Here is a 22,772-nt window from a genome sequence, read left to right on the forward strand (position 1 = left end):
AATTTCTTTTTATGAATCTTTATTCTTGCTGTTTCATCATTACAAAACCGCAAGAACATTTTTATACCGAATTCAATTTTGGTATAGCAGACCAAAATTGCAATAATGTGCATTATTTTGCTGCCTAATTGAATATAAAGCTAATTTAAATAAAAATTAATTTAATAAATGCATGTTTTAGACAATTTATTTAAAAAAAACAGCAAAAAAGCGCAACTTTAACTAATTATTGATCAACATTAAAACATATGCTTAAAAAAGAGAGACACGCATTGATCATAAAAGAGATAAACCTGCATAATAAGGTACTCTCATCCGACCTGGCTTTACAGCTAAACGTATCGGAAGATACCATCAGGCGGGATCTGAATGAAATGGATGAAGCTGGTGAAATAGTTAAGGTACATGGTGGCGCCTTATCTAAATCTTACCATTATCCTTTTCAGCATAATGATATTTATGCAGGCGATTCTAAAAAAACAATTGCCGAAAAAGCGATCGACCTGATTACGGATGGCATGGTTGTTTTAACCGGCGGCGGCACCACCATGATAGAAATGGTGCGCATGTTACCCAAAACTTTAACGGCTACTATTTTCACTATCAGCCCTTTGGTTGCATTACAGCTGGCAGACCACCCGCTCATTACTGTAATTTTAATAGGTGGGCATTTTTCTAAAAACTCGCAGGTATGTATAGGTACCCAGGTAGTGAGTTACTTAAATGAAATACGCTTTGATGTTTGTTTTTTAGGCACAAACGGCATTTCGATAGGTGAGGGTGTTACCGACTCGGATCTTGATATTGTACAGGTTAAAAAAGCTATGATCAACGCTTCAAACAAGTTGGTGATTATGTGCATTGCCGAAAAACTAAACTCGGTACAACGCATGCGTGTTTGCAACCTTCACCAGATTAATTACCTGATAACCGATGTGAGTCCCGACGAAAGCTTATTGCAGGCGTACCGAAGGGAGAATATACAGCTCTATTAAGCTGTAAACTGTCATCAAACAGAGGTAAAAGTGCCGTTGCTTGATTGCAAAACCGCAGATAACAATATAAGCTTGCAGTTTTTATGTAGCCATAACTGCATATTTAGAAAGCTTGTATGGTAAAAGCCGCAATCTATTTGGTTTACCAAGGTTCGCCTGAGGGGACATCATTTTAGGGCGAAGTGATTTTTATTCTTACAGCTATCGTATATATTTGTTTAACAAGTTAACCAGACCATGTCAACAGAAACTCTTAATCCTCAGGTAAAACTAAACCAACGGCTTTTATCGCTTGATGTATTTCGGGGCCTAACCGTTGCCTGTATGATATTGGTTAATAATCCCGGAGACTGGGCGCATATTTATTCGCCCCTGGAGCATTCGGCCTGGAACGGCTGCACACCAACCGATCTTATTTTTCCATTCTTTTTATTTATCGTAGGCGTATCTATCGTTTATTCGATGGGGACAAAGAAAACAGACCCGGCGCAGCACGGTAAACTTGTGTTGACTATATTAAAACGAAGCTTAATTTTATTTTGCCTGGCTTTGTTTTTATCCTTATACCCTAAATTCAACTTTCATACCTTGCGTATACCAGGTGTACTACAGCGCATAGCTGTGGTTTTTGGTATTTGCGGCATCATATTCTTAAAAACAGAGCGTAAAACGCAGCTGATACTCTTCTGGCTGTTTTTAATTGTTTACTATCTTTTGATGACGCTTGTTCCGGTACCGGGAGTTGGCTACGCCAACCTGCAGCCCGAAACCAATTTAGGCGCCTGGATTGACCGGACAGTGATAGGCAATGTACACTTGTGGAAAGAATCGGTAACCTGGGACCCCGAAGGTATACTGGGCACCATGCCAGCCACATCGACAGGTTTATTCGGTATACTGGTTGGCACCTGGCTTAAACGGAAAGATGTTGACGAGAGTACAAAAGTAGCATGGTTGTTTTGCACAGGCATAGGGGCAGTTATACTGGGTTTGCTTTGGGATTTGTTTTTCCCGATTAACAAGGCTTTATGGACAAGCTCTTTTGTATTATATGCCGGTGGACTGGCCACACTCGGCCTGACCTTATTTTATTGGATAATTGATGTGCAGGGTTATAAAAAATTCACCAAGCCTTTTGTGGTATATGGCGTAAATGCCATCACTGTATTTTGCTTCTCCAGCATTATTGTGCGTACCTTAAACCTGATCCACGTGACCGAAAAACAGGTTACCCTGAGCCAGTACCTGTATCAAACTTTGTTTACACCATACCTATCGCCCATCAACGCCTCGTTAGCATGGGCTGTTTCCTTCAATTTATTCTGGCTTGTTATTTTGTGGTGGATGTATAAGAAAAAGATTATTCTAAAGGTATAACGGAAAAAGTTATTGCCTCGATCAAAGCATACCTGTGCTTCACTGGCTTAACTTAGGTGGCTTGGCCGATAAAAACACAGAGGCTTTCTTTACCCGAAACAAACCGCCCCCATTGCCCACATTTCGGCTTCCATAGGGGGCGATTCGTGAAAAACTGTTCGTCATCATAGCTTACGCCCACAGGCAAATCCGTTTTACCACGGACTAATACCCGTGTCCGGCGCATTGTCATCACTAAAAAACTGGCCTGTTGGACCATCAGGCCCTAAAGTGGCGGTTTTTACTACCCGCGCAGCAGCGTCAGGAACGGTTCCGGGGCCGGAGTGGTTATTAAAATCGGTAGCTGTATAACCCGGGTCAACAGCGTTTACCTTAAACGTGGTATCGTGCAGGTTATAAGCCAGCGCAATAGTATAAGCGTTGAGGGCCGCTTTAGAGGCAACATAGGCTGTGGGCTTAACAGCATAATATTTCCACGCCGGATCGTCTTGAAGCGTTAGCGAACCCAGGCCCGAAGTCACGTTAACTATCCTGGGTTGGGGCGATAATCTCAACAAATCAATAAACGCCTGTGTTACGGCTATCACGCCAAAAAAATTGGTTTCAAAAACCTGCTTAAATATGCTTACATCGGTTTCGAGTGGCAACTGCGGAAAACTTCCATGTATACCCGCGTTATTGATCAGCACATCCAGCGCATTAATTTTTTGGCCAAGCACCTGGCGGGCGGCCTTTATCGATTCGGCATGATCTACATCAATCTCTAAAGCCTCTACCTCGTTTAAACCCTCTGTATGTAACAAGCTAACTGCCTGCTCTCCTTTTTGTATATCCCTGCAGCCCAGGTATACATAATAGCCTTGATGTAATAATTGCCTGGCTGTTTCAAAACCAATGCTTTTGTTTGCTCCTGTTATCAGTACGGTTTTCATATTTATTTGTTTAACAATACAAATGTAAACCGCGGCTGGCCTGCGGCTGTAACACATCCAACGGTATTAATGGTACATTTTACGGATGTTAGCCCTGTATTCGGCAGGTGTTACACCGGTTTCCCGCTTAAAAAAGCGGTTAAAGTAGGACGCGTCTGCAAAACCGATATCAAAGGCAATTTCTTTTAACGAATTATTGGTATGAAACAACAAGCGGCGCGCCTCTAATACCAGTCGGTCATGAATATGCTTTATGGCCGGTTTGCCGCTTTGTGTTTTTACAAACTCGCTTAAATGCCCGGCGGAGATATGCAACAAAGAGGCGTAATCCGCCACCTCGCGCAGATCGCGGAAACGCTCGTTGATGTTCTTCTGAAAATTCTGGAGCAACATTTTATCTATAGAAGTATTGTTAGCCTTAAACTGCTCTTGATAAAGGCGGCTCAAATAAGTGAGCAGCACCGTAAGGTAGGCCGTTAACATACGGTACTGCCATTCGCTGGGGTTTTGATATTCAGCGTTGATCTTGGCCAGCATATCTTCCACAAAATCAATATCCAGTTGTGTGAGTGTTAACTCGTGACCATTTTCCGGGTTTTGAATTAGCGGCAGTTTGCTCAATGCAGCGTTTTCCTGTAACGATAAAAACTCACTTGTAAAAGCAATACCTGTACTCCATAAACGCTCAAACCCCTCTTTTACGATCACCTGGTTCGGTCCTGTAAAATAAATAGTGTTATCCTTAATTACATAGGGTACCATATCAATCCATTGCCTGCTGCTTGCCCGCCTGATGAATGCAATGAGGTAATGATCCTTCCGGTGAGGAATTAAAAGATCTGATTGATTTGGTAAACCACCTTCAAAATTATATACTCTGAAATGCTTATTACCGGCTATCTCATCCGGCTCCAAACGATAAACCGGTACTTGCTGATTGTAGTTAAGTAAGTGCATTGGCTAAAGCTATGATTTTTTTTCAAGCAACAACTACAGAACCGCCATCATAGCTACTTCAGTTTAGGCCCTCCTTTGTTGCAAAATCAATACCCCAGTGGGCCTGCTGTCTCGGCTTTCAGGCTATGTTTTGTCATCGTTACATAATAATACTCATTTATGGAACAATCATTCCATAATGGATATATATTTGCGGAACGATTATTCCAAATATAGAAAAATTAATAAAAGAGAAAATGAAAAAGTTAGAAAACAAAGTAGCCGTAATAACAGGAGCATCAAAAGGTATTGGTGCTGGTATTGCTAAACACCTGGCTGCTGCTGGTGCAAGCGTGGTAGTTAACTATGCATCTGCAAAAGGTGGTGCCGATGCGGTAGTTGCCGAAATTGTATCAAAAGGCGGTAAGGCCATTGCCGTACAGGCCAACGTATCAAACGAAGCCGATGTTACACGTCTGTTTGATGAAACAAAAAAAGCCTTTGGCGCTGTTGATATTTTGGTAAACAATGCCGGCGTATACAAATTTGGCGCCATTGAAGCAATCACTCCAGAGGATTTTCATAATCAATTTGATATCAATGTGCTTGGTTTATTGCTGACTACCCAAGGAGCAGTTAAAAACTTTAACCCCAATGGTGGCAGTATTATCAATATTGGCTCGGTAGTTAGTTCCATTGCACCAGTGGGAAGTTCAATTTATACCGCTACAAAAGGCGCTGTTGACGCCATAACACATGTATTAGCAAAAGAGCTTGGCGGCAAAAAGATCCGCGTAAATTCAATCAATCCGGGAATGGTTGAAACAGAAGGCACACATACAGCTGGCTTTATCGGGAGCGACTTTGAAGCCGAAACAACACGTACCACGCCACTTGGACGCATAGGGCAGCCTGATGATATTGCCGATGTAGCTGTATTCCTGGCTTCTGACGATTCGCGCTGGTTAACCGGAGATATCTTGCTGGCAAGCGGCGGTGTAAGGTAATACACGCTATTGTACAAAAAATAAATTTAAAATGGATAGCTTTGCTTTTTAGCAAGGCTATCCGCGGTTATGGCAAGAACAAAAGATTTTGATGAGAATGAGGTGCTGGCCAAAGCTATACAGCTTTTTTGGTACAAGGGCTATAACGGCACCTCCATGCAGGACCTTGTAGATAGTTTAGGCATCAGCCGATCGAGTTTATACGACACCTACACCGATAAACATACCTTGTTTATTAAAGCTTTAGAGAGTTATCAAAACACCGGTGCAGCCAAGATACAGGCGATTGTTGACCACTCCGGATCAGCTAAAGAAACGGTAAAAAAGCTGCTCGAATTTGTTACCAATGAGCTACTGGGCGATAAGCAGCAAAAAGGCTGCTTTATAGTGAATGCCGAAGTTGAAGTAGCGCCGCATGATGCCGAAGTGAATAACATGGTATGCCGGAATGATCAGCAAATGGAAGATGCATTTTTCCGGGTGATACAAAGAGGTAAAGACAACGGCGAAATTAAAAACCAGCAGGATACCCGTGCCCTGGCCCGGTTTATCTTTAATACCGTAAAGGGGATGAGGGTAACCGCTAAATCAATTACAGACAAATCTGTTTTCGACGATATTATCCAACTTACCATATCGGCTCTTGACTAAAATCCAACTATTAGAACGGCTTGGGGACACAAAACAATCCCGAGTATCGAATTTATACACGTTCAATCTTGATAGCTGGCGCGATAACTTTACAGTCAATTAAACTATTTTTAATGGCAAACAAAACCAGGCCGGCGGTATTGCGAAAGCCTATCTTTTCAATTAAGCGCTGGCGGATACCTTCTACCGAGCGCAGACTTAAAAATATTTCACGGCCTATTTCCTACCCCGTTTTTTCGTTACATATCAACTTCAACACCTCCGGCTCTCTTTCCGTCAATTCAATTTGATGATTAAAAGATGGCTTCCCTGAACATTTAATGAAATCAACAGACTCAAAACAAGGCCGGACTTTAACAGCCCGGCAACAATAGTAAAGTCCTTTTAGCTATCGAAATTCAGATACTTTTGGGCTGGTTATATTCGGCTCACCCAGGAATAAAATACTAATGAAATCCAGGTTTTTAAAGACCAATTATTGATCGTAATCTGGATACCTCACTCCAACAAAGAAAAAGAGGCTGATCATGAATTTATGATACAGCCTCCTCTTTTTTTTAAGGGAACTATATGCTCATCTATGGTTCTGTTTTAGTTGTTATTAGTAATGGTGATTTGATGATCCTTCAGTTTATACTTTAAATGTGCGGTGCTGCATATGATGTCCAGAGGATGCTGAATTGGCACGGTCGCTTTCACAATCAGCGATAGCCTGATATTTTCCAACTGCGGATTTGAAAAGCTGATATCTACATTATACCATCTTTCGAGGGTTTCTGTAATTTCGCGCAGGGAGGCATTCGCGAAAGTCACTTTGCCCTGGGTCCAATCCCTCAGTTCATCTATATCTGTAGTACCAATATCTGCTTTACCTGTAGCCGTGCTGTAGTTAATCATTCTCCCAGGTGTCAGAACGGCCAGCAGCCGCTCTGCGTTGCCGGCATTGTTCAATTTGCTTACCTGAACACGCCCGGTAGCTACCGATACAACTACCTGTTTAAAAGCCTCTATTTTAAAAGAAGTTCCTAATACCTTGGTTTGAACGGAACCGGCCTGAACAGTAAACGGATGCAACTTATCATGGGTAACTTCAAAAAACGCTTCGCCGGTAAGGGTAACCGCCCGATTTATTGAGCCGACGACTTTGGGATAAGAATACTGCTTAATGCCCCCAGGTGTACTATAGATCCATCAGGCAGGGTAAGTACGGAGCGCTGTCCGCACGGATTAGCATGAACTACTAATGCCATTTGTTGCTGTTGGGCAACAGCGCTTTTCTGAGAAGTGTTGCGATACCAAACGCCGCTGGCAATAAGTATTAAAAAACACGCCGCCGCATACCCCATCCAGCTGCGGTACCTGAATAAGCTAACCGGTGATTGTGCTTCAGTATAATTCTTCCTGAAACGTTGATTCCATGCTGCAATCTCCGATTCGGGGTAAGCCTCATGTTCAAAGGTTTCAAAGTCTTCTTTCAGCAGATCTTCCAGAGCTTGTTTCCATTCGGGCTGGAACAGAAATAACTCTACCTGTTGTTTTTCCTTTGCTGTGCATTCCTTACACACATATTTTGCCAGTAGTTCCCGATCAACCGATTCCTTCATCGTTATAGTTTCCTCTATCTGTTAATTCGTAAAAAACAGAAGAGTTCCCCAGCTGAAAATCAAATTTTTCGAGAAAAAAAATATAAAACACTAACTATCAGGTACAAATACCGGTTTGGCAAAAAGAAAAGATTGGTTTAGACGAAAATAGAAGCGAGGGCAATAATTTCGATGGTAATAAATTTTGAAACGTGTTTCCTGATGGTGGCAGCGGCGTCGGCTAAATGTCTGTCAACCGTTTTGGTAGATAGCCTTAGTTCATTTGCAATATCCTTATAGCTCATTTCCCTGTCGTTGCGCATCTCGAACACCAGCTTTTGTTTTTGACTTAGCTTTTCAAATCCCTCCTTGTACAGGGAATGCAATTGGCCGGTTAGCATCCTGTTATCGGCATGTTCCGAATGCTGCGGCTCTGCTAATAGCTCATCAATGTGAGTAACCTCCAGTTTTCTTTTCCGGTATTCATCAACAATGGAGAACTGAAGGATGCGGAACAGTAAAGGAGCAAGTGAGTTGACGTTATGCTGAAGGGTATCTTTCTTCTGCCATACTTTAAGCATGGCATCCATGGCAAGTTCTTCAGACAAACCGGCATTATTGGTATGGCGAAGAGCAAATTGATGAAGCCTGGCAAAATGCATACTAAATAAGGCATCAAATGTCTTTTAGTCCCCGTTTCTCCAACAGGCAATCAGTGTATGTTCGTCTTTAGAGCCTGGAAACATTTCAACCAATAATGATTGCGTCAAAAGTACAAAGCTACGAGGTAACCCTATGTTAAATATGTATTAAGTAATTGTAAGCCAAATTTAATTATCCGCACTTGTTTATATCATGCTGGCGCATAACCCGAAGCAGCAAGGTCTATCATGCAAAATTTGCCGGTCAGCCAAAATATTGCGACGCTTTTTCAGGTATGATCTACTTGACTGACATCTTTAATTCGGCGCAGATCCCCCCGGAATTTTAAAATGCCCGGCCTTAGTATTTACGTTCAGATTTTTAGGCGGATAAGTACATTGGCAAAGATTGGTCAACGCGACGTTTTTTTCTGTACACTTACAAATCTGATTGATCCAACCATTTTTTAAATTGGCTTGACTTTTCGCGACTCATCATCACAGCTTCATCATGGGCAGGAGAAAGTTCAACTTTCAACTGGCCGTTAAAGGACTGGTGTATCTTGTGGATCGATTTCAAAGAAACAATGAATTGGCGGCTTATCCTGAAAAATGTCTCAGGATCCAGTTCTTTTTCCAGCATCTCCAAAGTTTGATCAATCATGTACCGCTGTGAGGTATGTGTAGTCAGGAAGGTGGCTTTATGTTCCGAAGTAAAATAAGCAATATCGTTTATCATCACCAATATATACTTGTCTCTGTAAGCAACTAAAAATCTGGACCGATAAATTGGGTGTTTCGCCTGCACACTTTTGATAACACCCAACATGCTCTCGTTGCTTCCTACCCCTGCAATCGACTTAGCTTTAGAAATGCTTTTTGCCAACTTATCAGCCTCCAAAGGTTTGAGCAAATAATCAACACCGTTTACTTCAAAAGCCCGCAGCGCATATTCGTCATAGGCTGTAGTAAAGATGACTGACGCTGTAATTTTCACCTGGCTAAAAATTTCAAAACTCAAACCGTCCGTCAGCCTGATATCCATAAAAATAATATCCGGCTGCTCATGCGTTTTAAGCCATTGGATACTTGCTTGAACTGTTTGCAGACTTGCCATTATGGTTATATCCAAATCTAAAGCGTGCAGCATCTTTTCCAGCCTCCGGATGTTTGGAAGCTCATCCTCGATGATTAAAACATTGGGCATAAGAATTTTATTTTTACTTATTCAAATTGATTAAGGCGATCTCTACCCTGAAAAAAAGCTCATCATTTGTAACAACAGGGGGTAAACCGCTCATCAGGCGGTAACGTTCCGCTATGTTTTTGAGCCCCATGTTGGTACTTTCCTCCAGGACAGCTTTTGGCATTTTATTATTCTCAACAATCATGGTTGCCCCTTCGGGGAAGTAAATATGGATGTTAAGTGGCGATTCTGTACTGAACACATTATGCTTGATGGCATTTTCTATCAGCAATTGCAAGGTTAAAGGAGGCAGGCCGCAGCGTGCGGCTTTGCCGGCTTCATCAATCCTGACGGTGATTCCATTTCCATACCTGATCTGATACAAAAACAGGTAAGCTTTTATAAATTCCAATTCCTCGGTTAAAGGTATCATATTCTGCGTTCTGTTTGCGAGCACATACCTGTAAATGGACGATAATTTGGAGATGTATGCAACTGCGGTTGACGGCTGATCATCTATTAACGCGGTTACAATGCTCAGGTTATTAAAAAGAAAGTGCGGGTCGAGCTGCAGTTTCAAAGCCTCGAGTTGTGCCTGTGTAGTAAGCTGCTCCATCTCCAGCGACTTTAATTTGGCATCATTCCAGCGGTAAAAGAAATACTCTGCCGCAAAAACAGCAGTGATCAGCAAGGAAAAGATTACACCAACAATAACAGTTTGCCTGAACATCACATCGTCATAACAAAAATAATTAGGGAACTTGATCTTGAAAAACAACCCGAGCGCCAGGTAAATGATGAGGATATGTAAAGAAAACTGGATAGCAAACCTGCTTTTAATGCGGCCATCCCAGGCATACCAATGATTAAGCCATGCGGTTAGCTGAATACCTGTTTCAAAGAGTGCGGCTGCATAGGCTACAGCAAATCCAAATTCCAGTATGAAATCACCGAACGCATAATACCGCCAGCTGTTAAAAATACGGTCAGGAGGATTAATCAGCACCATGATCAGGTATAAAACCAATCCGAAGCCGGGATAACCATATATCCTGTATAACCGATAGCTGTGTTTATGCATACGCTAAAATAGAGAGAACTATGTGAAATAATCAATTTACCCTTGTCCAGGTTTCATTAAAGCTCAGGATGCCCCATTTAACTTTAAGATTCAATTCTGTATCGGCCCCATTGACCGTGAAACGGCCATGATAGGTTTTATTATCTTTCGGGTCGATCACAATACCTTCAAAAACCTTTGCAGCTGTTAATTTCAACTCTTTCGCAATGATCTTATTATTATTGCCTTTGTCCTTTTCTGTTTCAGCGCTGATCTGCCTTGCTGTAAACACCGCCCCTTCAGCATAAAATTCAATAATATCTTTATCCGGGGTTTTCCATTTACCAATAATTGCTGCCTGTTGGGCACGGGAAATGAAACCGAAAAACACTGAAAAAATGAGCGTCATAAAAATCTGTTTGTACATGATCATCAATTTAAGGGTGAATTATAAAGGTGCTTTGATACCGATCATCGCGCTGATGCCGCTCAGATGAGTACTTGATTTATTGGGGAGGTTGGGTATTGTAGAACCCTGCCCTTCGAGGAAAAATATAAAGGCTTTGGATACCGTAAAGTTGATACCTGCACCCGCATTGACATACAGGTAAGTGCCCGAAGAGGTGGTGTAATTAATGGTATTAGATGCTTTGACGAATGATGTGGCAGGTACATCAATAAAGGATGCCCCGGCACCACCAAGAATATAAGGCTGCCACCGGCCAAAACGGTGCTGATAACCGACGCCCAAGCCGAGATTGGTGCTGTTGGCCTTGGCATCAATCGAAGAATTTACAGTTTCAAAATTACTTTGCGATTTGAAATCAACGATGGTTTGACCAAATTGTAATTTGGCGAAGTAATCCTGGTGATAGTTAAGCTGCAACGAAGTCATCGCATTAGATCCAATTAGCGTCTTTGTCCCTTTCACCTGGTCATAGGGAATGAACACACCTACGGAGCCGCCGAAATCCAGGTATAATTTTCGGGCTGTCGTTTCATCATTGTTTTGTGCATGCGCAATAGATACCGATGCGCCAAAACAGATCAGCATCATAAAAAATTTAGTTTTCATTGGGGGAGTCTGGGTTTAATTTAACCGGTTGAATTACCGTTGTTTAAAATATGAAAGGGGGGGTGATCTGATTTAGAGGATATTTCCGGTGGCTTTGTAATAACCGGCTACGGCGGTAAGGTATTCGAAAACACTTTGGGTGTAATCGTTATCCGCCTGCACTAACTGCAATTCGGCATCTGCCACATCGGTGTATTTAGCAAAGCCCTTTTGCCACCTCGCCCGGGTAAAGGCAAGTGCCTGTTCGCGGGCAGAGCGGATATTCTGCTGGCTTTTTATTTTCTCCGTATTTTCTATGATCGCCAGGCGGTTATTGCGGACTTGCAGATTGGCCTGGTTTTCCATCAAACTGCGCTCGGTAGTCACCTGCTCCAGGGCCAGCCTGCTTTGCTTTACTTTAGCATCCGTGCGAAACCCGGTAAAAATGGGGATGCTCAGCTGTAAACCTACATAAAAGCTATTGGGCACATTGTAACGATCAAAGTTGAAATTATCCGACTGTGCCTGGAGGGAATACTGGCTCACAAAGGCCAGAGAGGGCAGGTATTTGGACTGCTCATTTTTAACCTGCTGACGGGCTATCTGCGTTTTCCAGTCATTCACATGCAAATCAGGCCGTTTACCGTTTTTTAGAGTGTCATTACTTAGGTTTTGTTGCCCGCCCAACAGGTTTACACCAACAGTATCGGTAAATTCCAGTTCCTGATCCAGCGATAGATTTAAAAGGGATTTCAGGTAATTTTCAGATTGCTTTGTCGCTGTTTGTGCCTTGTTGCAATTCATCTTCATCAGTTCTACATTGCTCCAGGCATTTAGTGTATCCGCTTTATTGGCATAACCCTTGCTAAACAACAGCCTGCTATCTTTAAGATTGCGCTGCGAGCGGTTTAAGGCGGCATTGGTCAATACCTGGTTCTGACTGGCAATTAAGCTGTTAAAATAAGCCTTCCTGATCTCGTCTGCCAGTTCCCAGCGGCTTAGTTCTATATTGGCATCGTTCAATCCCTGGTTCAGCCGGGCCGTATTTACATTGCCGGTAACTTCCCGGTTAAAGATGGGCATGCTCACGTTCAGGTTACCGGTGTAGGCGTTTTTGGAAGAAGCCGGTATAGCCTGCAAATTCCCGCTGTCATAAGTGATCTGTGATGCCGCATTGATACCGAAAGTTGGGAGAAAGAATACAGCGGGTTTGATATTCCTCAAGTAATCTACCGTGATCCCAACCTGAGGATATTGATAGGACTGTGCTTCTTTCAGGCTATATTTTGCTTTCTGCGCATCGATCTCTGCCAGTTTGATCTGCTGATTGGCATTCAGCCCAATGCTTACTGCCTGTTTTAAAGAAAGCGGCATTTTTTGCTGTGCATGGGCGGTGCCTGCGCAGATTGAACTAATGATTAGGCCAATGAGGAGGCTAAGGGTGGTATCCGCCGTTTTTTTTATAAACGGTCTTTGCAAAAAGTTACCCAGGCTGGCTTTTAACCTCATCATGGTGTTGTAGACCACCGGTACTACTACCAGCGTTAAGAACATGCTGCTGCTTAGGCCGCCGATCAATACAGAGGCTATCCCGCCACTGAATGCGGAAGACCCGCCCTTGGCCATCGCCAGCGGTAACATGCCGATCACCATAGCCAGCGTGGTCATCAATATCGGGCGAAACCTGGCCTTACCTGCCTCTATAAGCGCTTGGTTGACTTTGGTGGTATCCGGTTCATCTTTTAAAAGAGCATTGGTTTTGTCCACCAATAAAATGCCGTTCTTAACCACCAGTCCCATCATCATGATCAGTCCAAAAATTGAAAATACGTTCAGTGACCTTGCAGTCAGTGCCAGTGCCAACAGGGCCCCTGAGATGGCCAGCGGGATAGAAAACAGGATCACAAACGGGAACAGCCAATTGTTATACAGGGTTACCATGATCAGGTAGATCAGGGCGAAGGATACCAGCAAGGCTAAGCCCAAATCACTAAAGGCATCTCCCTGTTGTTCCAGATCGCCTTCGTATAAAATTTTCACGTTTTTACTCAAGCCAATTTTGTCAATCTCCTGTTTAATATCGTCGCCCACATCACCTACCGGACGACCTGAAACCTGTGCCAGCAAATTGATACTGGGTTGCTTGTTCCGCCGCTCAAGGCCTGACGGGCCCGACTGTTGAACGATTTTTGCAAACTGACTTAGATACACCAACTGGTTATCGGCATTGATGAACGTGAGTTTCATCAGTTGGTCAGTTTGATTACGGTCATTGACATCCAATTGTATCCGGGTATCGGTCTCCTTATCCTGATCACGAAATTTCAACTGGTCGTTGCCATATACGGCCATCCGCATGGCATCGCCCACGGCTTCGGTATTTAACCCGAGTTTGGCCATTTTATCCCGGTCTGCAACCAATTTCATTTCCGGCTTACCCAAATCAGTGGAGAGCCTTGGGCTAACCAAGCCATTGACGCGTCGAATACGGTCAAGAACAACAGCTGCAGCAGCATTCACACTATCCCGGTTGGTACCGGTAATTAGTAATTGTACCGGCGCTTCATTGGCACCAAACAATCCAATAGGAGAAACCCTGCTTTTTACACCGGTAATCTGCATGGATAAGGCTTTCAGGTCCCTGGATAATTGCGACAGGCTTTTCGTCCTTTCCGTTTCAGGTACCAGCGATATATTGATGCTGGCCAGGTTAGCACTGTATTTTTCATTAAAACCATCATTCTGATACCCGGTGTTAGAAAACACCTTGGTGATCTCCGGAATTGATTTTAGTTTATTTTCGATGATCCTAACGGTAGAATCTGTTTCTTTCAGCTTCGTACCGGGCTGCAAATCAACAAACAGCGAAAGCTCTCCTTTATCGGCCGCAGGCAGAAATTCAGTACCTACGGTATTGGAAGTGAGCAACAATAAAGAGCTTCCAAAAATGGTAGCTGCAATCAAACCGATGACAACTTTATGGTTAAGGCCCCATTTTAAAAGCTGGCCGTATCCTTCTGTAAGCCCATGTATTGTTGCCTCAAACCAAAGCCCCGCCTTGCCGAAGATCGTTTTGGGGTTCAAATGCTCCAGCTTGGCAAAACGCGATGCAATCATGGGAGTCAGCGTGAAGGAAACAACCAGGCTGGACAAGGTAGATACAACGATCACCAGTGAAAATTCTTTGATCAAACTGCCAACCAGGCCCGGTACCAGCGCCATAGGCAGAAATACAACCACATCTACTAAGGTGATAGACAAGGCCGCAAAACCGATCTCGTTACGGCCATCCAGTGCGGCATCCCGTTTATCCTTTCCTTTTTCGAGGTGATGATAGATATTCTCCAACACCACGATGGAGTCATCCACCAGTACGCCAATCACCAGGCTCATGGCCAATAAGGTCATCAGGTTGAGCGAATAATCCAGTGCGTACATCATAATAAAGGCGCTGAATAACGAGGCCGGTATGGAAACCATAATAATCAGCGCGTTGCGGATGCTGTGTAAAAACACCAGCATAACCAATGCTACCAGCACTATGGCAATACCAAGGTCATCATAAACCTGGTGAGCGGCTTCCAGCGTAAATTCCGAACTGTCCTGGGCCACGTTGAATTTGATTTTTTGAGCTGCATACTCCTGTTCCATCTGGTGCAGTTCTTCCCTTACCACTTTGGTTACTTCGGCTGCATTGGCACCGGATTGTTTGTTGATGAATAGCGCAATAGACGATTGCCCGTCAAGGCGGCTGCTGACCTCTTCGTCCTTATGACCGATCTGCACTGTGGCCACATCTCTTACACTCAGGCTACTGCCATCGGGATAGGTTTTGATCTTCAAATTACTAACCTGGTTTGTATCCGTCATCTTTCCGCCCAGTTTAACGCCAAACTGCGCATCCCTGTCTTTTATCGTACCTACAGGGTAATCTGCATTGGCCTTGCGGATCGTTTCATATACATCGGTAATTGATAACCCATTGCTGATCAGTTTATCCTGTTTGGCCAGTACTTTGATTTCTTTGGGGGTACCACCCAATATTTTTACCTTGCCTACACCTTTAACCTGGGCCAGCCTTGGTTTGAGCCGGTTGTTCACCAGGTCGTATAATTCGGTTGGGGAAACTGATGCTGTAACGGCCAGTTTCAACACCGGCAGATCATTTACGTTGAATTTCTCCAGCACGGGGGCTTTAACACCTTCAGGGAAATCTGCCAGGGTACTATTTACAGACCGCTGTACCTCCTGCATGGCCTGGTCGGGATTGGCATCGGCCACAAATTCAATGGACACCACGGAAACATTATCCGCAGATAGTGAATTTACCTTTTTGCTTTTACTCACACCGGCAACGGCATCTTCAATTTTTTTAGTGACACTGTTCTCCACATCCTCCGGCGAAGCGCCGGGGTATGCCGTAATAACCGTAATGGTTGGCGTGGCCAGGTTGGGCAACAGTTCATATTTTAAGTTCTGGTAGCTGATCATACTCAAACCACCCAGGATCAGAAAGAATACGATAAATAAGATCGGCCTTTTAATGGCCAGTCCGGTGATGCTCATAAGAAATGGATTTGGATTGATAGAATTAATGAAGCTGCCTAATTTTTGATGGTAAGACTTTGTAGTTTCTTGCCGGGCTCTACATTAAGCAGGCCGGATGTCATCACCGTATCTCCGGCTTTCAGGCCGCGGGATACCGACAGGTAAGTGTCGTACTCCTTTCCCAGTACAATGGGTGTAAGTACAGTACCGCTTGAGTGATGTACTAAATAGACTGCCGATTGTTTTTTATAGGAGGTTAAGGCAGTACGGGGTATCACCAATGCTGTCGACTGTTTTTCTCCATCAAAGGTCACGGAAACATTCATACCCGCTAAAAGCCTGCTGACCTTGTTATTAACAATCCTGATCTCCACAGGGAATGTTTTAGCGGCGGATGCTACCGGGATGATAGCTGATACCTTACCTGTAAAAGTGAGGTTGGGGTAAGCATCTGCCCGCACAATTGCGGCATTGCCTTTTTTTAGATGAGCAACTTCATTTTCCTGGACAAAAACATTGACGAGCACCTCATTCAAACAGGCCATTGTACCCAGCGTGGTGCCGGGCGTAACATATTCGCCCCGGTTTATTTTCTTATCGATCAGCGTTCCGGTTTCAGGAGCCAGTATCGATGTTTTGCCGACTTGCTTTTTACTGATGTTGAGTTGCGACGCGGCATTCTGCATCTGCAGCCTGGCATTTTCTACTTCCATCCCCGACGCATTTCCTGATTCCTGGAGTTCCTTCAACTTATTATAGTCGGCTTTAGCTTTGTTGTAGGTATCTTCGCTGATTTGATAGCCCGAAGAACGGGTTGAGGGATCTACCTTAACCAATATGGAACCTTTAGTAACGGCAAGCCCCTTTTCGATAGTGGAATAGGTCACTTTGCCGTCTGTCTCTGCTGTTAGCGTGATCATTTTCGCGGCTTCAACAGTTCCCCTGTAAGTAAAGGCATCTGAAAAATTTGTTTCTTTAACTAAAGTGGCCTGGGCGGCAAATCCAATCGGCTTCAACTCCTGTTTGATGTCATTTTGAACCGCTTCTTGATTATTGCGGAGCTTAAATATGATGGCCGCACACACCATGGCCAACAAACCTATAAGGAGCATTGGTTTATAGTATTTTTTTATGGATTCCTGGTACATTTTGCAATTGTTTTGATGCAAAAATGTACCGGATAAGCGAAGAGTTATTTTTTTATTGACCCAATTGACGAAATTAGGGACTGAAATGCCTTGATTCCTTTTTTAAGTACTTAGGCATCCAGGTATTGATCCAGCCTTTTATAGCCAACACTTGTTACAGGCTTATGAGGCAGTTAGTTTTTAAACCTACACACACATAGTAAATCAACAACTACATGATAGAAATAAGGGAGTTTGACAACCTGATTTGCAAAGCTATTTAACCTGCTTGCGCTTAAAGCCGGATTTGGATACAACCGCTTGATGACGATGATATAAGGTATACTCAACCGTAACCGTTTTAATAACCGGTTCCTTGCTCTTTTTATCCAGATATGCCAATGGTACCCACTCCGGTTTAATCATAGGGCTACTCCTGGTTGTTTTCATAATTCGCCAACGTTTTAACCAACTGCGCCTTTATCTGTTTTACCAATATCCTTGGCCCCAGCACACGCATTTTAGCGCCAAAACCCAATAACTCCCGTTCCAGTTCAAAGTTCAATATAACTTTAATACTAAATATTTTCCCGGTTTCATCCTCGCTCAAAACCTTTTGTGTATGGTGCAAAGGCTTGGTGATTACGTACGGCGCATTAGCGGCATCCACCCAAAAAACAACCTCGCAATCGCGCTGACCGGGTGATTTTGTTACCCCAAGGCAGTCGTTATAATAGGTAGCCAGATCGAGCGTGCGGTTCTCGCGGTAGGGTTCTTCGTCCACTTCCACAGCTTGTATCCTGTCTAAAGCTAAAGTCATAATATGGGCATTGCGCTTGTGCTGCATGCCTAATACAAACCAGCGGTTACGATACTCTTTCAACAAATATCCGCTAAAGCAAAAGGTACTGGCTTCGCGTGCCTTAAAGGATTGATAGGTAATACAAATAGCCTTTTTAGCCACAATAGCCTTGCGGATCACTTCAATCCATTCCAAACCTTTCAGGTTATCGTTCTTCTCAAAATCAATAACCGGTGAGCTCTGCGTTTTCTGGCTGTAGATCTTATCCTCCAGCTTACTCACCATCTCGTTCAGATCGGTAAAATGATTGAACCCCTTAAACTGTTTTAACAAACCCGAAACCTCGCTCAGCACCTGCATATCCTGCTGGTTTAGCGGACTGTTGGTGATGCTGTAATTTTTATCGCTATAGGTATAATACTTTTTATCAACCACCACAATGGGCGCTTCGTAACCCAGCTTGTTGCTGCGCATCATCTCTATATCGGCCTGAACGGTTCGGCGGCTTACACCGGTATCAATACCCTGGTATTCGTATATAGCATCGCCGCAGGCTGCTATTAAATCATCCAGCGTCCACTTGCGACGTCTGTTCTGCAGGCATTGGTCAATGGTGCGGTAGCGGATAAGGGCATTGCGGTTAACTGGCATCAGAAATATTTTAATAAATATGGATATTATTTTTCATCGCGCAACAGCATTGCGTGGTAATTTGCATTATTTTAGAGATCTTATCCCAATAATATGTTCAACTTTTTCAAGAAGAAAGATCAAAAAAAACAAGTAACAAAACAAGTTGACCCCATGTACAACTTTAATTGGTATGACGTGGGTGAAGGTAATCCATTTAATAAGCGAATATTGGATATCCGCCCGTTTACACAAAAAATGATATCAACTACTAAAGACCCTGCTATTGCACAACTTTTTTTAACAAACAGGCAAAGCAGCGGGGAGGAATATATTGGGTTTGATTTTGAAAATAGCACTTCTGTTGATACTCAACTGATTTACCCTCATAAGGGAGGCAAAATTGAGGGGGTAGGTTATAAAGCGAAGGTTATGGAAGATAAATGGGATATTTATGTGTGGAATGATATAATTTACTTTGTTAGAAGCTGGACCAGTGAGGTTGGCTACAAAGCGTTTATAACCTACAGTGATAATAGTCTTATTGTTCATAAAATTGAGATTGACGGAAATAACAGAAGTGAAAGTGAACAGTCGATTGCGATCAACAACGTGCATTTTTTGATTTCAACGTTGGCTTTCAAAGCAGTCCAACCGCATAAAATACCTAATAACCTGATAACAAACGAGGAAATTGCCGCGTATTCATTTTCGGTATTTGGGCGAGATTGCTGGTATGCCACTTACGACGACGTGATTAATTTGACAATAATTGAAACTAATAACGGCGCTTAACATACCCGCATTAACATCACAAGTTATTCGTTACAGGAATTTTTGAAACATTTTTCTACTACGCAAATACACTGCGCACCTACTCTATTCCTTTGTATCATTAAATCATAAAACAATGGTTACAGAAAAAGATAGCGGCGCTCAGCAACTCCCCCTTCAGGGGGCCGGGGGGCTAAAGGTTAGCAACAACGAATTAAAGGCCCTCGGCATTAACGATGTTGAAATACTGGTGAACTTTAGCCGGGTTGCTAACGGACTGCTTAAACACGGCGTAATGGACAAGCCGAACATCCTGGCCAACCTGGAAGCCCTGATTGACGACCCGATGCCTTACGCCCTTAAAAAAGGCGGTAAATTTAAAAACCTGGCCGAAGACGTTATTGCCCTGCGTAAAGAAGGCAAGTTTGTAAAACAACAACGCAGTAACTTTAAGCTGAAGGAAGAAATAGCCGATTTCCCCGTTTGGGGATTGGAGCATATTGAAGTTGGCGCGCTTACGCAGATGCGTACCGCAGTGCAATTGCCCATAGCCGTTGCCGGGGCGCTCATGCCCGATGCCCACCAGGGATACGGACTGCCCATTGGCGGTGTGCTGGCTACCACGGCCAATACCATTATCCCTTTTGCGGTGGGTGTGGATATTGCCTGCCGGATGTGCCTGAGCATCTTTGATATCCCTGCCGAAGCCGTGGACACCGAGAAACACAAGCTGCAAAGCCTGCTGTTGGATAACACCTATTTCGGTATAGGGTGTACCACTAAAAGCTATTTCGATAGCTCGCTGTTTGATAGTAAAACCTGGGGCGAAACCAAGGTGATCCGTGGTTTAAAGGATAAAGCCTACGCCCAGTTAGGTACCAGCGGAACCGGTAACCACTTTGTAGAATGGGGCGAATTGACCATTGCCGACAATGCCCTTACGGGGATACCTGCCGGGCGGTATCTGGCCCTGCTTTCGCACTCCGGCTCACGTGGGTTTGGTGGTTCGGTGGCCGACTATTACTCGAAAATCGCCATGACCAAAACCAAGCTCCCTGCCGAAGCCAAACACCTGGCCTGGCTGGACCTGGATAAAGACGAAGGACAAGAGTACTGGATAGCCATGAACCTTGCCGGTGAATACGCCAGCGCCAATCACCACGAGATCCATAACAAAATAGCCCGTGCCTTAGGCGTTAAGCCGCTTACCAGGATAGAAAACCACCATAACTTTGCCTGGAAAGAACACCTGGCCGATGGTACCGAAGTAATGGTACACCGTAAAGGCGCCACACCAGCCGGTGAGGGCGTGCTGGGCATTATCCCCGGCTCCATGAGTACGTCCGGCTTTTTAGTACGCGGTAAGGGCGATGCCAGCAGCATTAACTCGGCCAGCCACGGTGCAGGCCGACTGATGAGCCGAAGCGCCGCCTTTAAAACCCTGGATAAGGCTGCCATTGCTGCCAACTTGGTTGACAAGCGTATCACCTTAATGGGTAGCGATATGGACGAAGCGCCAATGGCTTATAAGGATATCCACGCCGTAATGGCTGCGCAGAGTGACCTGGTGGAGGTGTTGGCTAAGTTTGATCCGAGGATTGTAAGGATGGCGGATGCGAGGGAGAAGCCGGAGGATTAGGCCCCCCAGCCCCCTAAAGGGGGAGCTTGAATAGCAAGCTCACACTCTGCCATTGGGTGATAGCTTGCAATCGCTAATTATGCAGGTGGTTATGCATGGTTAGCTTGTCCTAAAGCCACAAGTGAGGACACTTGCGGTAGCAGCGGCTTCACGGTGCAAGTTGGGCGTTTCCCGCCTGCGGACGGGCCACGCTTTCCGCTTATACTGCACAGGCCTTAGCCACATAGGCCGGTATACGCTGCAATCGTTAACGCGGAGAAGTAAGAGAATAGTTTTTTAAATTAGATACAATGAAAAATAGAAATCTTCAATTATCACTTTATCATTTACATATTATAGTCAAAGATATGTCTGACATAGTGGATTCATTTAATTCAAATGAACTATTACCAGAAGCGTTATTCGTCCCCATATTCAAATATATGATGGTTAGAACTTGTGCCTTTTATGATGAGGTAACCCATCAATTTTTAATAAATGCAAAGTCGAACGAAGCTCGATTTAAAAAATTACAAAAAATTGCTGAATATATAATATCAGAACGCGATAAATATTTTCCTGATCTATATAGCATTCGGAACAATGTATTAGCACATAATTACCGGGTTAGAGATAAAAATAAACTGATCTCTGTTTTCGAGTATCCAATGCATTTTGCCTTTCCAAAATATGCTGTAGAACATGTGATAAATATTCATTTAATGAACGGATTGCTGTCTGGAATAAAATACCTATATCCTGAGATACATGAAATTATGAACGAGAATATTTCTATTCCGTCTGAAAACATGAGTTTGACCTTGATTGATGGGAATAATTATCAATTGATCATATGCGAGATCGATAATACAATTCAAGATATTGCAACAAAGTAATTTGTGAATAAAGTGAGAATTGCCGCTGTTGCAAACGGCTCAAAGACCACAAGCGGGACGCTTTACGGTGGCAGTGGGTTTTATAATGCTTTTAAGTTTTGGGGGGATTTTTAATTTTATTCGGATTATCTAATTGATCAGATCCTGTTTTCTTCTCAGATAAAGTTGTCATGACATTTAAAGTTGATGCGTTTTCAGACTCGATTGCATTTTCAATTCTTTCGACCATGGTTATGAAAGCTTCTTGAGGTTGTAAGTTTCTATATGCACCTTCTCCTGTCACAAAATTATAGTATTCCTTCGCAAGTAGCTGTTCTGTAGAGCGATAATTTTTCCATTGTTCCCGATAATGATAAACACTTTCAAGAGAAACCAATATCACTACCAATAAACTTATGAATGAGTTCAAATATTTAATTATTGGACTATCTGATAAATTAATTAGCACTGGAACGATAGCACCGCCAACGACTGTAATTGATCGCATCACCATAAACCGTCTTTTGGCTTTTGAGGCTTTAACATCATACCAGTGCCGGAATTGAGTTATTCTCTCTTTTATATATTGTTCCGGCGTCATTGAGGAGAAACCTCTTTCAGGTAAAAAATACCATGGTTTGTTATCTGCTTGGGTTGATGCGTCGTCCATAATGAATATTGTGTTATTGGTAGGCTTTTAAGGTAAAAGTAGCAATTGAAAACCATTTATAGAATAATTAATTGAATTAGGCCTATGTTAAATACTAAAATTATAGTAACTATTCAGGTACGAGAAGAAGCAATTAAAGCAAGCGCATAAACGCATACTCCCCTCCGCAACCGCAAGCGTCCTCGCTTGAGGTCATCATACTAAGTAGTCAAGAAGGCAGGCAATAGCGGGTCTTGTCGAAAATTATGATAAATATTTGTACAGCAGTGCCAGGGAGTATTGCGGTTTGCAGGGATTGATTAGCGT

At 43.4% G+C, this 22,772-nt stretch carries 20 protein-coding genes and 1 pseudogene; 7 read left to right on the top strand and 14 right to left on the bottom strand.

The window, feature by feature from the left end; genetic code table 11:
- The first annotated feature begins 248 nt into the window (after positions 1–248).
- Both MUCPA_RS11020 and MUCPA_RS11025 read left to right on the top strand, forming a co-directional pair.
- Positions 249–995, top strand: a complete 747-nt coding sequence (locus MUCPA_RS11020; protein WP_008506420.1) for a DeoR/GlpR family DNA-binding transcription regulator — start codon at positions 249–251, stop codon at positions 993–995.
- Between the two features lie 237 nt (positions 996–1,232).
- Positions 1,233–2,372 (top strand): acyltransferase family protein, encoded by a 1,140-nt coding sequence (locus tag MUCPA_RS11025; RefSeq protein ID WP_008506421.1) that lies wholly within the window; start codon positions 1,233–1,235, stop codon positions 2,370–2,372.
- 194 nt (positions 2,373–2,566) lie between these two features.
- Here the strand turns inward: MUCPA_RS11025 and MUCPA_RS11030 are convergent, their stop codons facing one another.
- A complete protein-coding gene (locus MUCPA_RS11030; RefSeq protein ID WP_040627336.1) occupies positions 2,567–3,304 on the bottom strand; it encodes an SDR family oxidoreductase in 738 nt (245 codons plus the stop codon).
- A gap of 66 nt (positions 3,305–3,370) precedes the next feature.
- Positions 3,371–4,261, bottom strand: a complete 891-nt coding sequence (locus MUCPA_RS11035; protein WP_008506423.1) for an AraC family transcriptional regulator — start codon at positions 4,259–4,261, stop codon at positions 3,371–3,373.
- A 236-nt stretch (positions 4,262–4,497) separates the two neighbouring features.
- On the opposite strand from MUCPA_RS11035, the gene MUCPA_RS11040 reads away from it, so the two are divergent.
- Both MUCPA_RS11040 and MUCPA_RS11045 read left to right on the top strand, forming a co-directional pair.
- Positions 4,498–5,247 (top strand): SDR family NAD(P)-dependent oxidoreductase, encoded by a 750-nt coding sequence (locus MUCPA_RS11040; protein WP_008506424.1) that lies wholly within the window; start codon positions 4,498–4,500, stop codon positions 5,245–5,247.
- Positions 5,248–5,316: 69 nt separating this feature from the next.
- On the top strand, positions 5,317–5,898 hold the full coding sequence (locus MUCPA_RS11045; protein ID WP_008506425.1) for a TetR/AcrR family transcriptional regulator: 582 nt from the start codon (positions 5,317–5,319) through the stop codon (positions 5,896–5,898).
- A 591-nt stretch (positions 5,899–6,489) separates the two neighbouring features.
- Here the strand turns inward: MUCPA_RS11045 and MUCPA_RS11050 are convergent.
- The 11 genes and pseudogenes from MUCPA_RS11050 to MUCPA_RS11090 all read right to left on the bottom strand — a co-directional run bounded on the left by MUCPA_RS11050 (position 6,490) and on the right by MUCPA_RS11090 (position 18,550).
- Positions 6,490–7,086 carry a FecR family protein gene (locus MUCPA_RS11050; protein WP_316928939.1) on the bottom strand — a complete coding sequence of 199 codons (597 nt, stop codon included), beginning with the start codon at positions 7,084–7,086 and terminating at the stop codon, positions 6,490–6,492.
- Entirely contained in the window at positions 7,026–7,502 is a 477-nt protein-coding gene (locus tag MUCPA_RS35995) for a FecR family protein (protein ID WP_050982079.1), read from the bottom strand. The genes MUCPA_RS11050 and MUCPA_RS35995 overlap by 61 nt, the downstream gene beginning before the upstream one ends.
- 137 nt (positions 7,503–7,639) lie before the next feature.
- Positions 7,640–8,149: pseudogene (locus MUCPA_RS11055) on the bottom strand (RNA polymerase sigma factor); the annotation flags it as partial.
- Between the two features lie 412 nt (positions 8,150–8,561).
- The gene (locus tag MUCPA_RS11060; protein WP_008506428.1) at positions 8,562–9,329 is read right to left on the bottom strand and encodes a LytR/AlgR family response regulator transcription factor; all 768 of its coding nucleotides are present in this window, start codon (positions 9,327–9,329) and stop codon (positions 8,562–8,564) included.
- Positions 9,330–9,342: 13 nt separating this feature from the next.
- Entirely contained in the window at positions 9,343–10,389 is a 1,047-nt protein-coding gene (locus MUCPA_RS36000) for a sensor histidine kinase (RefSeq protein ID WP_008506429.1), read from the bottom strand.
- Positions 10,390–10,420: 31 nt separating this feature from the next.
- Positions 10,421–10,795 (bottom strand): DUF2147 domain-containing protein, encoded by a 375-nt coding sequence (locus MUCPA_RS11070; RefSeq protein WP_008506430.1) that lies wholly within the window; start codon positions 10,793–10,795, stop codon positions 10,421–10,423.
- Positions 10,796–10,816: 21 nt separating this feature from the next.
- Positions 10,817–11,443 carry an outer membrane beta-barrel protein gene (locus tag MUCPA_RS11075; RefSeq protein ID WP_008506432.1) on the bottom strand — a complete coding sequence of 209 codons (627 nt, stop codon included), beginning with the start codon at positions 11,441–11,443 and terminating at the stop codon, positions 10,817–10,819.
- Between the two features lie 72 nt (positions 11,444–11,515).
- Positions 11,516–15,988 carry an efflux RND transporter permease subunit gene (locus MUCPA_RS11080; RefSeq protein WP_008506434.1) on the bottom strand — a complete coding sequence of 1,491 codons (4,473 nt, stop codon included), beginning with the start codon at positions 15,986–15,988 and terminating at the stop codon, positions 11,516–11,518.
- Positions 15,989–16,026: 38 nt separating this feature from the next.
- Positions 16,027–17,118, bottom strand: coding sequence for an efflux RND transporter periplasmic adaptor subunit (locus MUCPA_RS11085; RefSeq protein WP_008506436.1), 1,092 nt, complete (start codon positions 17,116–17,118; stop codon positions 16,027–16,029).
- A gap of 255 nt (positions 17,119–17,373) precedes the next feature.
- Complete coding sequence (locus MUCPA_RS37675) at positions 17,374–17,547, bottom strand: hypothetical protein (protein WP_008506437.1); 174 nt, start codon at positions 17,545–17,547, stop codon at positions 17,374–17,376.
- A complete protein-coding gene (locus MUCPA_RS11090) occupies positions 17,528–18,550 on the bottom strand; it encodes a helix-turn-helix transcriptional regulator (protein WP_008506438.1) in 1,023 nt (340 codons plus the stop codon). The genes MUCPA_RS37675 and MUCPA_RS11090 overlap by 20 nt, the downstream gene beginning before the upstream one ends.
- 93 nt (positions 18,551–18,643) lie before the next feature.
- On the opposite strand from MUCPA_RS11090, the gene MUCPA_RS11095 reads away from it, so the two are divergent.
- From MUCPA_RS11095 to MUCPA_RS11105, 3 genes are all read left to right on the top strand, one after another.
- Positions 18,644–19,324 carry a hypothetical protein gene (locus tag MUCPA_RS11095; RefSeq protein ID WP_008506439.1) on the top strand — a complete coding sequence of 227 codons (681 nt, stop codon included), beginning with the start codon at positions 18,644–18,646 and terminating at the stop codon, positions 19,322–19,324.
- A 115-nt stretch (positions 19,325–19,439) separates the two neighbouring features.
- Positions 19,440–20,942 (top strand): RtcB family protein, encoded by a 1,503-nt coding sequence (locus MUCPA_RS11100; RefSeq protein ID WP_008506440.1) that lies wholly within the window; start codon positions 19,440–19,442, stop codon positions 20,940–20,942.
- Positions 20,943–21,232: 290 nt separating this feature from the next.
- Positions 21,233–21,817 carry a hypothetical protein gene (locus MUCPA_RS11105; RefSeq protein ID WP_008506441.1) on the top strand — a complete coding sequence of 195 codons (585 nt, stop codon included), beginning with the start codon at positions 21,233–21,235 and terminating at the stop codon, positions 21,815–21,817.
- A 91-nt stretch (positions 21,818–21,908) separates the two neighbouring features.
- Here MUCPA_RS11105 and MUCPA_RS11110 read toward each other — a convergent pair whose 3' ends face one another.
- A complete protein-coding gene (locus MUCPA_RS11110) occupies positions 21,909–22,466 on the bottom strand; it encodes a DUF4231 domain-containing protein (protein ID WP_008506442.1) in 558 nt (185 codons plus the stop codon).
- Positions 22,467–22,772: the final 306 nt, after the last annotated feature.

Source organism: Mucilaginibacter paludis DSM 18603, assembly GCF_000166195.2.
GTDB classification, from domain to species: Bacteria; Bacteroidota; Bacteroidia; order Sphingobacteriales; family Sphingobacteriaceae; genus Mucilaginibacter; species Mucilaginibacter paludis.

Coding starts and splice junctions, on each gene's coding strand:
- MUCPA_RS11020 (WP_008506420.1), top strand. CDS start 249: ATGCTTAAAAAAGAGAGACACGCATTGATCATAAAAGAGATAAACCTG.
- MUCPA_RS11025 (WP_008506421.1), top strand. CDS start 1,233: ATGTCAACAGAAACTCTTAATCCTCAGGTAAAACTAAACCAACGGCTT.
- MUCPA_RS11030 (WP_040627336.1), bottom strand. CDS start 3,304: ATGAAAACCGTACTGATAACAGGAGCAAACAAAAGCATTGGTTTTGAA.
- MUCPA_RS11035 (WP_008506423.1), bottom strand. CDS start 4,261: ATGCACTTACTTAACTACAATCAGCAAGTACCGGTTTATCGTTTGGAG.
- MUCPA_RS11040 (WP_008506424.1), top strand. CDS start 4,498: ATGAAAAAGTTAGAAAACAAAGTAGCCGTAATAACAGGAGCATCAAAA.
- MUCPA_RS11045 (WP_008506425.1), top strand. CDS start 5,317: ATGGCAAGAACAAAAGATTTTGATGAGAATGAGGTGCTGGCCAAAGCT.
- MUCPA_RS35995 (WP_050982079.1), bottom strand. CDS start 7,502: ATGAAGGAATCGGTTGATCGGGAACTACTGGCAAAATATGTGTGTAAG.
- MUCPA_RS11060 (WP_008506428.1), bottom strand. CDS start 9,329: ATGCCCAATGTTTTAATCATCGAGGATGAGCTTCCAAACATCCGGAGG.
- MUCPA_RS36000 (WP_008506429.1), bottom strand. CDS start 10,389: ATGCATAAACACAGCTATCGGTTATACAGGATATATGGTTATCCCGGC.
- MUCPA_RS11070 (WP_008506430.1), bottom strand. CDS start 10,795: ATGTACAAACAGATTTTTATGACGCTCATTTTTTCAGTGTTTTTCGGT.
- MUCPA_RS11075 (WP_008506432.1), bottom strand. CDS start 11,443: ATGAAAACTAAATTTTTTATGATGCTGATCTGTTTTGGCGCATCGGTA.
- MUCPA_RS11080 (WP_008506434.1), bottom strand. CDS start 15,988: ATGAGCATCACCGGACTGGCCATTAAAAGGCCGATCTTATTTATCGTA.
- MUCPA_RS11085 (WP_008506436.1), bottom strand. CDS start 17,118: ATGTACCAGGAATCCATAAAAAAATACTATAAACCAATGCTCCTTATA.
- MUCPA_RS37675 (WP_008506437.1), bottom strand. CDS start 17,547: ATGAAAACAACCAGGAGTAGCCCTATGATTAAACCGGAGTGGGTACCA.
- MUCPA_RS11090 (WP_008506438.1), bottom strand. CDS start 18,550: ATGCCAGTTAACCGCAATGCCCTTATCCGCTACCGCACCATTGACCAA.
- MUCPA_RS11095 (WP_008506439.1), top strand. CDS start 18,644: ATGTTCAACTTTTTCAAGAAGAAAGATCAAAAAAAACAAGTAACAAAA.
- MUCPA_RS11100 (WP_008506440.1), top strand. CDS start 19,440: ATGGTTACAGAAAAAGATAGCGGCGCTCAGCAACTCCCCCTTCAGGGG.
- MUCPA_RS11105 (WP_008506441.1), top strand. CDS start 21,233: ATGAAAAATAGAAATCTTCAATTATCACTTTATCATTTACATATTATA.
- MUCPA_RS11110 (WP_008506442.1), bottom strand. CDS start 22,466: ATGGACGACGCATCAACCCAAGCAGATAACAAACCATGGTATTTTTTA.